The sequence below is a fragment of the Bradyrhizobium sp. NBAIM14 genome, assembly GCF_020193895.1.
Classification (GTDB): Bacteria; Pseudomonadota; Alphaproteobacteria; order Rhizobiales; family Xanthobacteraceae; genus Bradyrhizobium; species Bradyrhizobium yuanmingense.
The window spans coordinates 205,587-222,032 of the sequence record NZ_JADYVQ010000007.1; the positions used below are offsets into that span (position 1 = coordinate 205,587).

General features: G+C 65.2%; 12 protein-coding genes and 1 pseudogene. 5 read left to right on the forward strand and 8 right to left on the reverse strand.

What is annotated here, in order from left to right; translation table 11 throughout:
* Position 1: 1 nt before the first annotated feature.
* Both I6F28_RS19695 and I6F28_RS19700 read right to left on the reverse strand, forming a co-directional pair.
* On the reverse strand, positions 2-2,335 hold the full coding sequence (locus tag I6F28_RS19695; RefSeq protein ID WP_225140561.1) for a TonB-dependent siderophore receptor: 2,334 nt from the start codon (positions 2,333-2,335) through the stop codon (positions 2-4).
* Positions 2,336-2,527: 192 nt separating this feature from the next.
* Positions 2,528-3,412: a dihydrodipicolinate synthase family protein gene (locus I6F28_RS19700; RefSeq protein ID WP_225140562.1), complete on the reverse strand. Its 885-nt coding sequence runs from the start codon at positions 3,410-3,412 to the stop codon at positions 2,528-2,530.
* 165 nt (positions 3,413-3,577) lie between these two features.
* Between I6F28_RS19700 and I6F28_RS19705 the strand changes: the two genes are divergently transcribed.
* On the forward strand, positions 3,578-4,990 hold the full coding sequence (locus I6F28_RS19705; protein ID WP_225140563.1) for an FAD-binding oxidoreductase: 1,413 nt from the start codon (positions 3,578-3,580) through the stop codon (positions 4,988-4,990).
* 7 nt (positions 4,991-4,997) lie between these two features.
* Positions 4,998-5,662, forward strand: a pseudogene (locus tag I6F28_RS19710) (GntR family transcriptional regulator).
* A gap of 6 nt (positions 5,663-5,668) precedes the next feature.
* Here I6F28_RS19710 and I6F28_RS19715 read toward each other — a convergent pair.
* The 6 genes from I6F28_RS19715 to I6F28_RS19740 all read right to left on the reverse strand — a co-directional run bounded on the left by I6F28_RS19715 (position 5,669) and on the right by I6F28_RS19740 (position 11,418).
* Positions 5,669-5,806: a hypothetical protein gene (locus I6F28_RS19715; RefSeq protein WP_162130853.1), complete on the reverse strand. Its 138-nt coding sequence runs from the start codon at positions 5,804-5,806 to the stop codon at positions 5,669-5,671.
* A gap of 160 nt (positions 5,807-5,966) precedes the next feature.
* Complete coding sequence (locus I6F28_RS19720) at positions 5,967-7,532, reverse strand: ABC transporter substrate-binding protein (protein WP_225140564.1); 1,566 nt, start codon at positions 7,530-7,532, stop codon at positions 5,967-5,969.
* Positions 7,533-7,557: 25 nt separating this feature from the next.
* Positions 7,558-8,586 (reverse strand): ABC transporter ATP-binding protein, encoded by a 1,029-nt coding sequence (locus tag I6F28_RS19725; RefSeq protein ID WP_225140565.1) that lies wholly within the window; start codon positions 8,584-8,586, stop codon positions 7,558-7,560.
* Positions 8,583-9,572: an ABC transporter ATP-binding protein gene (locus I6F28_RS19730; protein ID WP_225140566.1), complete on the reverse strand. Its 990-nt coding sequence runs from the start codon at positions 9,570-9,572 to the stop codon at positions 8,583-8,585. The genes I6F28_RS19725 and I6F28_RS19730 overlap by 4 nt, the downstream gene beginning before the upstream one ends.
* Positions 9,569-10,477 carry an ABC transporter permease gene (locus tag I6F28_RS19735; protein ID WP_225140567.1) on the reverse strand — a complete coding sequence of 303 codons (909 nt, stop codon included), beginning with the start codon at positions 10,475-10,477 and terminating at the stop codon, positions 9,569-9,571. The genes I6F28_RS19730 and I6F28_RS19735 overlap by 4 nt, the downstream gene beginning before the upstream one ends.
* Positions 10,477-11,418 carry an ABC transporter permease gene (locus tag I6F28_RS19740; protein WP_036014490.1) on the reverse strand — a complete coding sequence of 314 codons (942 nt, stop codon included), beginning with the start codon at positions 11,416-11,418 and terminating at the stop codon, positions 10,477-10,479. Before I6F28_RS19740 ends, I6F28_RS19735 begins: the two co-directional genes overlap by 1 nt.
* 202 nt (positions 11,419-11,620) lie before the next feature.
* On the opposite strand from I6F28_RS19740, the gene I6F28_RS19745 reads away from it, so the two are divergent.
* From I6F28_RS19745 to I6F28_RS19755, 3 genes are all read left to right on the forward strand, one after another.
* Entirely contained in the window at positions 11,621-12,655 is a 1,035-nt protein-coding gene (locus tag I6F28_RS19745; protein WP_225140568.1) for a LacI family DNA-binding transcriptional regulator, read from the forward strand.
* 2 nt (positions 12,656-12,657) lie between these two features.
* Positions 12,658-14,070, forward strand: coding sequence for an amidase (locus I6F28_RS19750; RefSeq protein WP_225140569.1), 1,413 nt, complete (start codon positions 12,658-12,660; stop codon positions 14,068-14,070).
* Positions 14,071-14,154: 84 nt separating this feature from the next.
* On the forward strand, positions 14,155-16,176 hold the full coding sequence (locus I6F28_RS19755) for a YgiQ family radical SAM protein (RefSeq protein WP_225140570.1): 2,022 nt from the start codon (positions 14,155-14,157) through the stop codon (positions 16,174-16,176).
* Positions 16,177-16,446: the final 270 nt, after the last annotated feature.

Sequence of the window (16,446 nt, forward strand, 5' to 3'; positions counted from 1 at the left end):
GCTAGAACTTCACCGTCGCCGAGAGAGACACCCGGCGCGCGTCGCCGATAGCGACGTTTAAATTATTCACGGCTGAGGGATAGTAGACCGTGTCGAACAGGTTCTTGACGTTCACCTGGTACACCACCGGAAACTGCTCGTGTTTCGTCTCGTAAGTCGCAAAGAGGTCTGCGACGACATAGGACGGCAGGAAGAAGCTGTTGATCGAATCGCCGGGACGATCGCCGACATAGCGCGCCCCGCCGCCGAGACGGAGCTGGCCGGGCAATGCGGTGCCGAAGTCGTGGACCAGATAGAGCGAAGCGGTGTTCAAGGCGACGTTTTGCAGCTTCTTGCCGAGCAACGTCAGATCCTCGGAGGCCGTCACGCGGGCGTCGGTATAGCCATAGCTCCCAATCAATGCCCAACTGTCGGTGAGCCTGCCGGTGACGTCGATTTCGAGGCCGCGCGAATGAGCGCGGCCGACGGTGTGAAGCTCCACCACGCCCGCGCTGTTCGTCTTCGTCGTTTGCACATTCTTCTTGTCGAGGTCGTAGAATGCGACGGTTCCGGAGATGCGCTGGTTGATGTCGAACTTCACGCCGGTCTCGTACGACACACCCTCCTCGGGCGCGACCCTGGAGTCGATCACCACGCCGATCGGCGCAATCGTCGAATTCGGCTTCAGCGATTCGGTGTAGCTCGCATAAAGCGAGATCTGATCGGTCAGCTTGAAAATCGCGCCGCCAAGCGGGAGCACCTTGTCTTGCGACACGTTTGTGTTGGTGTTGAACGGCTTTCCGCGTCCGGCGATCTGATCGTAGTCCATATAGCGCACACCACCGACCAGTGCGAACCGCTCGGTCAGATGCAGCGTGTCCTGGAAGAACAGCGACCACTGGCCAAGCTTGTCGGTCTGGGCGCTGTCGGGGTTCGACACCCTGGTTCCAGGCCCGATCAGCCCATAGACAGGATCGTAGACGTTGAAGGCGGGAGTTGTCTGCCGGATCAAGACGTCGCGATAGATCGTGCGATACTGACCGTCGCCGCCGAATAGCACCTCGTTGCGCATGTCGCCGAGCCAGAAGCCGCCCGAGACATAGGATGTCCCATAGCTGACATTGCTTAGCGAGCTTCCCGTGCCGTCGTTGCTGCGCGTCTCGACGCCGGTCGTGAAATTGATGCCGGTGATGCGGAGCTGGTTGGCGCTGAAGGTTTCGGTGTTGTAGCTGTAGCCTGCGTAGAGCTTCCAATCCTGGTTGAAGCGGTGCTCGACCGAAGCCTGGATCAGATCGGACGTGCCCCAGGTGTTGTTGAAAGGCTCATCCAGCCGGCGCGTAGCGGGCACGGCCAGCGGCGCCTTCGTCACCGGATTGAACGCGGTGCCGCGGTCGAACGGATAGATGAACTCGCGGTGCTCGTAGTTCAGCTGCACCGTGGTGTCCTGGCCGTACCACGCGAGCGAGGGCGCAACCAGCATCTCGCGGTGACGACCGAAATTCCGCCAATAATCCTCGCTGACGCCGTAGCCAATGAAACGATAGGCGAGCCCCTGGTCGCCGATCGGACCGGTGACGTCGAGCAGGCCGTCGGCACCGGTCTTGGAGGCACTGAAGGCCGAGCCGAGCAGCGTGACCGAGCCATGCTGATAGAGCTCGGGCCGCTTGCTGATGGTGTTGACAATGCCGCCGGGATCCATGATGCCGTAGAGCAGCGAAGCCGGACCTTTCAGCACCTCGACGCTTTCGACCGCAGGATTGAGACTGCGGCCCTGCACCAGCGGCATGCCGTTGCGCATGATCGAGCCGTCGCGGTTGTCGCCGAAGCCACGGCGGATCACCGCGTCCTGGCTGCCGGCGAGCGTGTTGGTCTGGGTGACGCCGGAGACGTTGCTCAGCGCGTCGTCGATGTTGCGCGGGAGCTGGTCCTTCAGCACCTGCGCGGGCACGACGTTGACGGCCTGCGAGGTGTCGAGCGGCGAGGCGCCGCTGCGCAGCGTGGTCGCGCTCGGCATCGCGCGGTAGCCGAGCTTTGCGGCTTGCTGTGCGGCGGCTACGGCAGCGGCGCGCTCCGACAGCGTCGGCGCCGCGGGTGCGGGATTGCGGCTGGGCTGGCGGCGCGCCGCCGTTTGCGCGCGGCGTGACGACTGCTCCGATGCACGTGCCGGCTTCGGTCGTGGCGCCGGCGCCTCCACCGTCACCGGCGGCAGAGCCGATTGCGCCTGTGCGCTCGTCGTGGTGAAGGGATATTCGATGAGCAGCACCGCTGCTCCCATGAGAAGACCTGCACGGCTCTTGCCGGCACCGGTTCGATGGCCGTTGTCACGTTGGCCATCCACGAAGGCACGCACTTTCATTCCACTTCAAGTCAGGAGCATTGAAGTGTGCGCCTGTAACAGCCGCCGAGATCGAGGAGAACCGTAGCCGAGCTTGAATCGCTCTAGTGTTGAATTGTTCTAAGAGGAGGCGGATGCTGAACAGCAATCATGAATTGCCGGTGCACCGCGCATGACACGCTGCACGCGAAATCGTGGCCCGATATTTCACGATCACGCGATGGCGGGAGCGATCAACTCGTCGAGCTTCCGCTTGAACGCACTGCCGTCCGACAAAGCGCGGAGCGGCGGACGCACGCGCAACCAACCTGCATCGCCGGTCTGCGCCGCAAGGATCGCCTTCAGCGTTGCGACAAGGGAGGGCGTCTTCAGCACGACGTCGACCGCCGCCTGCATGCGCGCTTCGACGTTCTTGCCGTCAACCATCGCCTTGACCAGCTCCGGCGCAATGTTGGCCATGCCGCAGATGGTGCCGGCGCCGCCCGCAGCGATCGCGCGGGCGATGTCGGGTTCGTTGCCGACGGTGATGGCGAGCTCGGGCGCGGCGGCACGGAATGCCTGGAACTGCTTGAAGTCGCCGCTGGAGTCCTTCAGACCGGCAACCACTTGGCCGTAGCGCTTGCGCAGGCTTGCGGCGACTGTCGTCGGGATCGCAACGCCCGAGACTTGCGGAATGTGGTAGAGCGAGGCGCGCAGGCGATCGTCGGCAACACCGTCGATGACGGCCGCAAAGGCGTCCTCGATGCCTTCATGCGTGACACTCCGATCGAAATAGGGCGGCAGCAGCAACACGTGGCGCAGGCCGAGGCCGAGCACGGCGCGCGTCAGCGCAATGCTGTCGGTGATGGCCGGAAAGCCGCCGCCGATTCCGATGCGCTCCGCCGCGACCCCGGCCTTGAGCATCGCTTCGATCGTCGCAATCCGTTCGGCGGCGTTGAATGAGGTCCCCTCGCCGGTGGTGCCGAACAGCACGACGCCGTCGACGCCCTTGCCGAAGAGGTGCTTGGCGTGAGAGGCGAGCTTGGCGGCGTCGACACTGCCGTCCGTCGCCAGCGGCGTCGCCGACGCCACCCAGAACCCGCAAATTGCCTCGGCCATCACACCACCCTTTGCTGCCGCACCCGGCCAAGCCGCTGATATCGAACGATCTTTCGCGCTTGCCGAGACCTTGTTTTCACTTTACTTTTGCTCTTGTACCTTACATACAACGTTCATGCAAATCCTCCGCGCCATGTGCGCGGCCAGATCTTGAGGAGGTCTCGCATGAACATGGTGACCCCCACCGGACGCCCCGACCAATTGCTCGGCGCGTTGCGCGACAGGCTCGGCGCGCTGGCAGTGCTTGTTGGCACAGATGTGCCGGCGCGCAATTGCAACGACTGGAGCGCGAGCCTGCCGCAGACGCCGCGCGCGGTGATCCGCCCCGTCGATGCGCAGGGCGTTGCCGACGCGATTACGACTTGCCGGCAGGCGCATCTGCCGTTCGTGCCGCAGGGCGGACTGACCGGACTGTGCCGCGGCGCTTCGCCCGAAGCGGGCTGGGTCGCGATCTCGCTGGAGCGCATGACCGGCATCGAGGAGATCGATCGCGCCTCGATGACGATGACGGTGAAAGCCGGCACGCCGCTGGAGACGATCCAGAAGGCGGCCGACGAAGCCGGCTTCTTCTTTCCGCTCGATCTCGGCTCGCGCGGCTCCTGCGCGATCGGCGGCAATCTCTCGACCAACGCCGGCGGCAACCGCGTGATCCGTTACGGCATGACGCGCGAGCTGGTGCTTGGTCTCGAAGTGGTGCTGCCGGACGGCACCATCATCACCAGCCTCAACAAGCTGATGAAGAACAATGCAGGCTATGACCTGAAGCATCTGTTCATCGGCTCGGAAGGCACGCTCGGCATCATCACCCGCGTGGTGCTAAAACTGTTCCCGAAGCCGCGCTCGACCATGGCCGCGCTCTGCGCGCTGAAGGATTATGCCGCGGTGATCGCGCTGCTCGATGCCGCACGCTCAGGGCTCGGCCCGCTGCTGTCCGCCTTCGAGGTGATGTGGCCGGATTATTGGGAGGTGATCACGGCGCGCGCCGGCGTGAAGCCCCCGGTCGCCCCAGGCCACGGTCTCTACGTGCTGGTGGAAGCGCAGGGCACCGACGAGAGCATCGATGCGCCGCGCTTTGAGAGCTGGCTCGAGGAGCTGATGGAGCGCGGGCTGCTGGCGGATGCCGCGGTGGCGCAATCGCTGGCGCAGACGCAGGCCTTCTGGCGCGTGCGCGACATCTGCGCCGAGTTCGGCCAGGTGCTGGGGCCGCACATCTCCTACGATATCGGCCTTGCCGTGGCACGCATGAACGAGTTCGTCACGCGCTGCAAGACGGCGCTCGCGACCGGCATCGAGGGCTGCGAGAGCGTCTATTACGGCCATATCGGCGACGGCAATCTGCATCTCGTCTCCTGGGTCACCGGCCTTTCCGTCGCGCAACAGCCGAAGGAGGAGATGGACGCGATCATCTACGGTCTGGTCCGCGAGCTCGGCGGCAGCGTCTCCGCCGAGCACGGCATCGGCACCTTGAAGAAGCAATGGCTGGGCCATGCGAGGGGCGAGGCCGAGATCGCGCTGATGCGCACGCTCAAGGCGGCGCTCGACCCCGATCACCTGCTCAATCCCGGCAAGGTGATCTGAACGCACCATGCGATCGCTCAAGCTCGATACGCCGAAATCGCTGTCGCAGCGGGTGATGCTGCGGCTGCGCCAGGCCATCATCGACGGCGAGTTCGCGTTAGGCGCTGCCATCTCCGAGGAGATGGTGGCCAATTCCTTCGGCGTCAGCCGCACACCGGTGCGCGAGGCCATGGGCCAGCTGCAGGCGCAGGGACTCGTGGTGATCCGACCCCAGGTCGGCAGCTTCGTCTTCACGCCGAGTGCGGACGACATCCATGCGCTCTGCACCTTCCGCATTGCGCTCGAGCCCAAGGCCGCCGAGCTCGCCTTCCGCAATGACCGCGACGGCGCGATTGCGTCCATGAGCGCGGCGATCGCGGCGATGGAGCCGGCCGTCGCGGCAAAGGACAACATCGCCTATGGCCGCGCCGACACCGCTTTTCACGAGGCGCTGTTCGCCCATTGCGGCAACCGCTATCTCGCCGAATCCTATCAGCTCGTCTCCGGCCGCGTCGCCGCGCTGCGCACCAATCTGACCTCGCCGATCGACGTGCGCACCCGCACGTCCTTCGACGAGCACCGCAAGCTGCTCGATCTGTTCGCGCGCGGCGAGTTCGCCGCCTTCGAAGGCCTGATGACGACGCACATCACGATTCGGGAATGGTCTATGCTAGGGCGTTGAAGGTGGATTGAGCGCCTCTACCGCTCCTCCTTCGATCCCGGCCTGTCGAGAAAATCGAGCGCGGTGTTGATTTGCTCGAGCTGGTGCTCGATTCGGTCGCGATCCTCCACCGATGGCGCCTGTTCGAGCTGTTCCACCAGCTTCTGCTTCCGCATCAGCAAGTTCTCTATGACCGTACCCACGATTCCCCCATCGCCAGAGGCGACGTCACGGACGCCGAGACGATGGAGGCGCGCGCAACCCGGGCCCGCGTCGAACCCTCAATTTGAATGTTGCTGGGAGCGATTGGTTCCTCCGGCGCCGTGCCGGATCGCACTACTTCTTGGTGATGTTCCAGTAGACCGGGACCGCTCCCTTTACGAGGCCGTCAACGTTGCTGCGTACCGCCCGCACCAGATAGAGCTGTGCAGCAGGCCAATACGGCACATAGTCGACGGCGCGGAGCTGGAGGTCGGCTGCGATCTTCTTTTTCTGCTCGGGATCTGTCGCCAACGCGAATTCGTTGCGCAGCTTTTCGATCTGCTCGTCGCAAGGCCAGCCGAACCAGGCCTTGTCGCAGTTTGCGCGCAGCCCAAGGTGGCCGACCGGCTCGAACATGTCGGCGCCCGTCGGTCCCGACATGAACAGCGACCAGCCGCCCTTGTCGACGGTTTCCTTGGACGCGCGGCGTCCAACCAGCGTGCCCCAGTCCATCGCCTGCGGCTCGACCTTGAGGCCGATCTGGCGCATCATCTGCTCGGCGACGAGGCTGAACGTATTCGTCGGCCCGCTTTCGGTGGCATGCAGCACCACGACGGGCGTGCCGTCATAACCGCTGTCGGCGATCAGCTTCTTGGCCTTTTCGATATCGGGCTTGGTCCAGCCGGCAGCCGTGAAATAGGGTGATGAGCACATGTAGAAGCTCGGGCAGCTCTTGTAGAGCTTGGGGTCGCTGACATAGGCTCGCGCGAACTTGTCCTGGTCGATCATGTAGCTGATCGCCTGCCGGACCTTTGGATTGTTGAACGGCGGGACCGAAATGTTCATGCGGAACACCATCTGCATGCCGAGCGTGTCCTGCGGCATCGTCTTGATGTCGGGATTGCCGGCAAGCGTCGGCAGGAAGTCCGGCGGCACCTCCTCGAAAATGTCGATCTCGCCGGCCTGGAGTGCATTGAGCGCGGTCTGCGCATCCGGGATGTAATGCCATTCGACCCGGTCGACCTTGGCGAGCTTGCCGCCGGCAAGCCCGCTCGCCGGCTCCGCGCGCGACTTGTAGGACGGGCTCTTGACGTAAACGACCTTGGAGCCCGGAACCCACTCGTCCTTCTTCATGATGAAGGGACCCGAGCCGGTCGCATCCGTGATGGCGGTGTCCGCCGGCGTCGCAGCGATCCCCTTCGGCATGATGAAGGGCACATTGGAGCTCGGCTTGGAGAGCGCGTCGATCACCAGCCCCCAAGGACGTTTGAGCTTCAGCTCGAAGGTTTTTTCGTCCTTAACGGTCAGGCTGTCGCTGACGGAGGCAAGCTGTTGCCCAAGGCCGTCACGCTGCCACCAGCGCTTCAGCGAAACGACCGCGTCTTCGGCGGTGACCGGCTGCGCGTTGCTGAAAGTCAGGCCGCCGCGCAGCGTGAAGGAATAGGTGAGTTGATCGCCGCTGACCGCGAAGGACTCCAGCATTTGCGGTTGCGCGACGAGCTTCTCGTCCAGCGAGAACAGCGTGTCGTACACCATATAGCCGTGGTTACGAACCATATAGTCGGACGTGATCACGGGATCGATCTGCTTGAGATCGCCAAAGGGGCGGATCTTGAGCACCGTCTCCGCAACGGCAGGCGATATTGCACCCAGCCAACCTGCCGCCATCATGACCGCAAATGTTCCGTTCGGCGATCTCATTTGGTACTCCTCCCGTTTTCTGTTTCTAGGCAACTGCGTCGGGGGCTACGGCCCGGCCCGGACCCGGCGCGTCGAAGCGTGGCAGCGATCCTGCGTGATGACAGGCGACGGCATGGCCGGGCGTGACTTCAGTCATCGCCGGCGCCGCTTGCGCGCAAATGTCCGTCGCGAACGGACAGCGCGTGCGAAAGCGGCATCCGGACGGCAGCGAAGCGGCACTCGGCACCTCGCCTTCGAGAGCCGCGCGGCGGCGCCGGTTGCGCGGGTGGACCGCAGGGACGGAATCGATCAACGCCCGCGTATACGGATGCACCGGTGCAGCGAACACGGCTTTCGCCGGCCCCTGCTCGACGATGGCGCCGAGATACATCACCGCCACGTCGTCCGCGAGATAGCGCACCACGGCGAGATCATGCGAGATGAACAGATAGGAGATCCCGATCTCGCGCTGGACATCCTTTAGGAGATTCAGGATCTGGGAGCGGATCGACACGTCCAGCGCCGCGACCGCCTCGTCCGCGACGATCAGCGCGGGATCCGCGGCGAGCGCCCGCGCGATGCCGAGGCGCTGCCGCTGTCCGCCCGACAGATGATGCGGCAGACGTGCGCGAAAATGTTGGGGCAGTCCGACCTGGTCGAACAGACGCGCGACCTTCCGCCGTCGCGACACCGCATCGCCGATGCCGAAATTCTGCAAGGGCTCTTCGACGATCTCCGCCGCGGTCATGCGCGAGTTGAGGCAGGCGAAGGGATCCTGGAACACCATCTGCACCTGCTGGCGCTTCCTGCGCAGCGTCTCGCCGGAGAGATTGCCGAAGTCCTCGCCATTGATGTGGACCGAGCCGGCCGTCGGCCGCAACAGGCGCACGACCATGCGGCCGATCGTGGTCTTGCCGCAGCCGCTTTCACCAACGAGGCAGAAGGTACGTCCGCGCGCGACGACGAAGCTGACGTCGTCGACGGCGCGAAGATCGCGCCGGCCGAACAATCCGAACGGCCCCTGCCGTGAGGTGAAGATCTGGGTCAGACCTGAGACCTCGAGGACGGCGCTCATGCCGGCACCATCGCGCCGGCCTTGCCCAGCCAGCATGCCGTCAGGTGCTCGTCAGCGCCCGACAACAACGGCGGCTCCGAGTGACACACCGGCATCGCCGCGCCGCAGCGCTGGCGAAAGGCGCAGCCGGTGCCGAGCGAGACCGGGCTCGGCACGCTGCCGGGAATCTCGACGAGACGATCGCGGATGCCGCTGTTGAGCTGGCCGATCGCCCCAAGCAGGCCGCGCGTATAGGGATGGGCCGCGGCATCGAAGATGCCGTTGACGCCGGCCTGCTCGACGATGCTGCCGGCGTAGAGCACGACGACCCGGTCGGCCATTTCCGCGACCACCCCGAGATCGTGCGTGATCAGGAGCACGGACGTGCCGAACTCGCGACGCAGATCGTCGATCAGGGTCAAGACCTGGGCCTGGATGGTGACGTCGAGCGCGGTGGTCGGCTCGTCGGCGATCAGCAATGCAGGGCGCAGGGCGAGCGCCATCGCGATCATCACGCGCTGCCGCATGCCACCGGAAAGCTGGTGCGGAAATTCGGAGGCCCGTCGCCGCGCATCCGGAATGCGGACGAGATCGAGCAATCCGACCGCCTGCCGCCGCGCGTCCGCCTCGGACACGCCACGATGCTCGACGATCACCTCCGCGATCTGCTCGCCGACCCGCAGCAGCGGATTGAGCGACGTCATCGGCTCCTGAAACACCATCGCGAGACGGTCGCCCCGGAGCTTGCGCAGTTCCTCGGCCCCGAGCGTGACGAGATCGCGCCCCTCGAAGAGGATGCGACCGGAAGCGACCTGCATGACGCTTCGGTTGAGCAGGCCGATGATGGAGAGCGCGGTCAGGCTCTTGCCGCAGCCGCTCTCGCCGACGAGGCACAGCGTTTCACCCCGATCGATCGCAAACGAGACGTTGCGGACGAGCGGCACCGGGGTGCCTCGCCTGTTGAGTGTAATGGAGAGGTTCTCGACGGAGAGCAGCGGCGTACTCATCGCATCTCGCCTCCCGCAAAGCTCGGATCGAGCAGGTCGCGAAGCGCATCGCCGAGCAGGTTGGCGGCGAGCACCGTCATCGCCAGCATCAAGGCTGGGAAGCCGAGAATCCACGGCGCGATCTGCAGGAACTGCCGTCCCTCCGACATCATGTTGCCCCAGCTCGGCACGTCGGGCGGCGTGCCTGCACCGAGAAACGACAGGATCGATTCCAGGATCATCGCGGAGGCAAAGACGTAGGTCGACTGCACCATGATCGGCCCGGCAGCGCCGGGCAGGATGTGACGATGCAGGATGGTCACGGGACGCCCGCCACAAGTGATGGCGGCCTCGACATAGACGCGTTCGCGCAAGCTGAGAACGCTGGCGCGCACCACGCGCGCCATGCGGGGAATTTCCGGGAGGCTGATCGCCGTGACGATCACGATGGGCGAAGCGCCAATCAGCGCCACGAGTGCGATCGCGAGCAGGATCGCGGGGATCGCCATCACCGCATCCATCGCGCGCATTACGATCTTGTCGACGCTGCGGAAATAACCGGCGATGACACCGATGCACACGCCGATCAGCGTGGTGAGAACCGCAACGGCAATGCCGACCGACAGCGAAACCCGCGTTCCCACCAGCGCGCGGGCAAACACGGAACGTCCGACTTGATCGGTGCCGAAGGGCTCCGCCGGCGACGGCGGCTGAAGCCGGTTCAGCGGGTCCAGCGCAGCGGGATCCGCGGTGATCCACGGGCTCACGACGGCCGTCACGCCAAAGGCGAGCAGCAGAACGCAACTCAGAGCCAGTATGGGCTGGCGAACCGGCAGGCTCGCGATCTGCGCAAACCGGTTGACACCGATGTCCGGCGCATCGAGCCCTTCAGCTGCGTGGGTCATCGCCATCGGCTCGTCCTGCATCAGTACCGGATCCGCGGATCGACGACAGCGTAGAGAATGTCGACCACGAGATTGACGACGACATAGACGAAGGCGAACAGCAGGATCAGGGCTTGCACCACCGGATAGTCGCGCCGGAGAATGGAGTCTGCGGTCAGCCGGCCGAGGCCGGGAATGGAAAACACGGTCTCGGTAACGACGACGCCGCCAAGCAGCGCGGCAAATCCGATGCCGACGACCGTGATGATCGGGACTGCGGCATTGCTGAGCACGTGCCGTACGATGATTTTGCGGGCCGCGAGCCCCTTGGCATGGGCGGTGCGGACATAATCTTCGCGCAGCACCTCCAGCACCGCAGCGCGCGTCACCCTCGCGATCAAGGCGATATAGAGGAAGCTCAGCGAGATCGCGGGCAGCACGAGCGAATGCAGGCAGGCCAGCACGCCCTGCGACAGCGGCTTATAGCCCTGCACCGGAAACCAGTGCAGGCCGAGTGCGAGCGTATAGACAAGCGCGAAAGCGACGACGAAGACCGGCAATGAGAAGCCGAGCACCGCCCCCGCCATGGTCAGGCGCGCGACGAGCCCCCTCGGACGATAGGCGGCGACGAGGCCGAGCGGCACGGCGACGACGACCGCGATCGTGATCGTCATGAGAGAGAGAAGCAGCGTCGGCTCGATCCGCTGGGCGACGAGCTGCGAGACCGGGATGCGGCTGAACAGCGACAGGCCGAAATCGCCGCTCAGGATGCGGCCGGCCCATGCGAGGAAACGCGGCAGCAGCGGCAGATTGAGTCCGAGCGCCTGGCGCACCGCCTCCACCTGTGGCGGCGAGGCGAAGTCACCGGCGATCAGCACGGCGGGATCACCCGGCACGAGGCTGAGCAGCAGAAAGACGAATACCGCGACGGCGAGCAGCACGGGGATGGCCGCGAACAGCCGACCGACCACATAGCCGGTCATGCCGAGCGCCTGCAAATGCAGACCGGCGATCGCCGGACGCCATCCAGCCCACGCACCATTGCCTCCCTGGTCTTAGTTAAACGTTTTTCTAATGAAGCACGGAAGCTGGTCTATCGCAACGGTATTGTACACTTGTCATGCTCTTTTGGCTTGCCTCCAGTCAATTCAACCAATACAAAAACGTTTAACAGGAGAATGGTTGATGCCGGCAGGGCCATTGCCCACTATCCACGAGGTCGCCCGGCTCGCCGGTGTCTCCGTGGCCACCGTGTCGAAGACGCTCAACCGGTCGGGCAAGGTCAGCGAGCTCCTCCAGGCGCGCGTCAATGCGGCAGCACGCAAGCTCGGCTATGCACCGCATGCCAGCGCCCGCAGCCTGCGCAGCGGCGCCACGCGCATCCTCGGGCTGCTCGTGGCGGATCTCGCCAATCCCTACTTCCTGAAGCTCGTCGAAAGCATCGAGTGGCTGTCGAGCGCCGCGGGCTATTCCGTCATTCTCTGCAACAGTGCCGAAGACCCCGGGCGCGAAGAGCGGCATCTTGCCATGCTGCTGTCGCAGCGCGCCGACGGCGTCATCGTCATCCCGACCCGGCGCGGCTGGAGCGGACGCCAGGCCGCGCTGGCGGACTTGCCGATGCCGGGCATTCTGGTGGACCGACGCATCGAGGGGCTCGACCTCGACTCCGTCACGACCGACAACGTTGCGCTGGGACGGCTCGCGGCCGAACATCTCGACGATCTCGGCCATCGCCGCATCGCCGTGATCATGGGATCGCCCGAGCATCAGATCGCGCGCCACCGCCTCGATGGCCTCCGAAGCGGCCTGGCCTCGCGCGGCACCACCCTCGACGAACGGCTGATCGAGAAGGACAATTTCTCCGAGGCCGCCGGCCATGCCGCCGCAATGCGGCTCCTGCGGCATGCGCAGCGACCGACCGCGATCTTCGCCACCAACAATCATCTGTCGCTCGGACTGCTTCGCGCCATTGCCGAGCGCGGTCTCTCGATTCCCGACGACCTCTCCGTCATCGCGGTCGACGAGCCTCCGTGGGCCGGCTTGGTGCGGCCGGGCATGACCATCGTGACGCAGCCATCCGAGGCGATTGCCCAAACCACGGTCTCGACCCTGCTGTCGCGAGTTTCGGAGGGACGTTCCGGCGTCGAGGGAGAGGCGAGATCGATCCAGCTTCAGCCGGCGCTGGTGGTGCGCGGGTCCACCGCCGCGATCCGGACATAGAGATGAGTGATGCGCCCGGCCTTGCGCCTTCCACCGGCATTCTTGCGCTGTCCGCCGTCGACGCCATTGCCGAGATTCGCAAAGGCCATCTGTCGCCGCTCGACGTGGTCGATGCCGCGATCGACAGGATCGAAGCGACGGATGCGGGAATCAACGCGATTCCGGTTCGCTGCTTCGAGGCCGCACGGGGTGAAGCACGGCGGCTTATGGAGAAAAAGGCGGCCGGTGAGGACTGGCCCCTGCTCTGCGGACTTCCGCTCGCGGTCAAGGACAACACCGATGTCGCAGGCGTGCCGACCAGCGGCGGCAGCGCGCTGACGGCCCGCGGCGCCCCCGAGATATCGACTCCCGCGATCGATCGTCTCCAGCGCAATGGCGCCATCGTCGTGGGCAAGAGCAATCTGTCGGAGCTCGGCGGCGCCAACACCACCAACGCGCTGTTCGGCGCGACGCGCAATCCGTTCTTTCCTGCGCTGACCGCGGGCGGCTCCTCCGGCGGATCGGCAGCGGCGCTGGCCGCGCATCAGGTCTATCTCGCCCATGGCAACGATGTCGGCGGCAGCCTGCGCACGCCGGCCGCATTTTGCGGTGTTGCGGGGCTGAGGCCCACACCGGGCCTCGTGCCGAGAAAGCCGCTCTCCGATCCGTTCGACACCGTTTTCGTCGAGGGACCGATGGCGCGGACGATTCCCGATCTTGCCTTGATGCTGGATGCGATGGCCGGCTTCCATCCGCCCGATCTGTTGTCGCGCAAGCATCCCGCATCGTTCCGCAACGCCGCCGCACGACCCGGATGGGCGGAGCGAATAGCGGTGTCCGAGGATCTCGGCCTGCTGCCGGTCGATCACGACATCCGTTCCGCCTTCCGCGGCGCGATCGACCGGCTTCAACCCGCCGGCTGCAGGATGAGCGAGACCGCCCCTGATCTCGCCGGGCTGCCGCGCGTGATCCGCGCGCTGCGTGGTCTCGCCTATCTCGCCACCTGGGGCAGGCTTTGGCCGCAATCGCGCGAACGCTTCACGCCTGAGGTCGCCGGCGACATCGCCCATGGCGAAAGCCTGTCCGCGAGAGACATCGCGGCCGCGATGGAGCAGCGGGCGGCGATCTATCGGCGCATGCAGACCTTCTTCAGGGAGTTCGACATCCTGATCTGCCCGACCGCGCAGGTCGCGCCCTTTCCGGTCGAGATCATGTGGCCGACCGAGATCGAGGGGACCGCATCGAAGATCTACATAGACTGGATCATGATCACCTATGTCTGGTCGATCCTCGGCTGCCCTGCGCTGGCGGTGCCCGCCGGCCGCGATGGGGCCGGCATGCCGGTCTCCTTGCAGGTCGTCGGCCCACCGCATAGCGAGGAGCGCCTGATCTCCTTCGCGGCGCGGATCGAGCAGGCGTTTTCCTCGCCATCCTGAGGGAAAGGCGATGTCCCGCGGAACCTGATCTTTCACGCGCCCGTCGGTTGAATTCATGGCCTCGGAGCCCTATGCGTAGGCGCCATGGACACCCAGATGACCACCGCCGAAAAGCCGCTGATGGCCCAGGCGCGCCCGCGCAAGCCGGCGCCGTTCCTCCCGATGAGCCGCGCCGAGATGAACGCGCTCGGCTGGGACGCCTGCGACATCGTGCTGGTGACCGGGGATGCCTATGTCGACCATCCGAGCTTCGGCATGGCGATCATCGGCCGGCTGCTGGAGGCGCAAGGGTTTCGGGTCGGCATCATCGCGCAGCCGGACTGGCATTCGGCGGAGCCGTTCAAGGCGCTCGGCAAGCCAAGAGTGTTCTTCGGCGTCACCGGCGGCAACATGGATTCCATGGTGAACCGCTACACCGCGGACCGCCGCATCCGCAGCGACGATGCCTATACGGCGGGCGGCGAGGGCGGCAAGCGGCCGGACCGCTGCACGATCGTCTACGCCCAGCGCTGCCGCGAGGCGTTCAAGGATGTGCCGATCGTGCTCGGCGGCATCGAGGCCTCGCTGCGCCGGATCGCGCATTACGATTACTGGTCCGACAAGGTGCGCCGCTCGGTGCTGGCCGATGCCAAGGCGGACTTGCTGCTCTACGGCAACGCCGAGCGTGCCGTGGTCGAAGTGGCGCACCGGCTCGCGGCCGGCGAAGCGCCGCGCGAGCTCGACGACATCAGGGGCGTGGCGCTGTTCCGCAAGGTCCCGGACGATTACACCGAGCTGCACGCCGACGATCTCGAGTCCGCCGACGAGGGCGCATCGCGCCAGAAGGGCGCTACAGTGATCCGCCTGCCGGCGCTGGAGCAGGTCGAGCAGGACAAGGAAGCCTATGCGCGCGCCTCGCGCGTGCTGCACCGGGAGAGCAATCCCGGCAATGCGCGGCCGCTGGTGCAGCGCCACGGCGACCGCGACCTCTGGCTCAACCCGCCGCCGATCCCGCTCAGCACGGAAGAGATGGACGCGGTCTACGACCTGCCTTACGCGCGCGCGCCGCACCCGTCCTATGGCGATGCACGCATCCCCGCCTGGGAGATGATCAAGTTCTCGGTGACGATCATGCGCGGCTGCTTCGGCGGCTGCACCTTCTGCTCGATCACCGAGCATGAGGGCCGCATCATCCAGAACCGCTCGGAAGGCTCGATCCTGCGCGAGATCGAGCGTATCCGCGACAAGACGCCGGGCTTCACCGGCGTCATCTCCGACATCGGCGGCCCCACCGCCAACATGTACCGGATGGCGTGCAAGGACCCGAAGGTCGAGGCGGCATGCCGCCGTCCCTCCTGCGTCTTCCCCGAGATCTGCCCGAACCTCAACACCTCGCATGACGATCTGATCCGGCTTTATCGCAAGGTGCGCGAGACCAAAGGCATCAAGAAGGTGATGGTCGCCTCCGGCGTGCGCTACGACCTCGCCGTCGAGAGCCCCGAATACATCAAGGAGCTCGTCACCCATCACGTCGGCGGTTACCTGAAGATCGCCCCTGAACATACCGAGCGCGGCCCGCTCGACAAGATGATGAAGCCGGGCATCGGCGCCTACAACAAGTTCAAGCGCATGTTCGACGAGGCGGCCGAACGCGCCGGCAAGAAATATTACCTGATCCCCTATTTCATCGCGGCGCATCCGGGCACGACCGACGAGGACATGATGAACCTCGCGCTGTGGCTGAAGAAGAACCGCTACCGCGCCGACCAGGTGCAGACCTTCCTGCCCTCGCCGATGGCGACCGCGACTGCGATGTACCACACCGGCGTCAACCCCTTGCGCGGCGTGCGCCACGGCGGCAGCGACAAGGTCGAGGCGATCAAGGGCCTGCGCCAGCGCCGCCTGCACAAGGCGTTCCTGCGCTACCACGACCCCGACAATTGGCCGCTGCTGCGCGAAGCCTTGATCGAGATGGGCCGCCGCGACCTGATCGGCTCGCAGCCGCATCAGCTCGTGCCAGCACATCAGCCGCCCGGCACCGGCAAGGCCGCCGGCACCAAGCGGCCAATGCGGCCCGGCGGCAGGACGCAGCGGTTCACGACCAAGGGCCTGCGGGTGATGAAGTAGCGGGCGTGAGCCGGATCTGGCACGGTTTGGTGTGGCGTCTTCGCGTCGTCAAAACGGAAGTTCGAAAACAACCCCATGCACAGTAGCCGGGGGTAGCAAGATCAACGGCTTACGAGCGCGATGAGATCGGCGCGAACATCGACCGCAAATCGAGGCATGATCGGCCCGGGGAAACGGTCAATTTTCTGTTTTTGCGAAATTCGCTTGATCGTCGGGCAAAACAGGCGTATGATGCCACCATCGCGGAACGTGGATGAGACGAACCCGTCC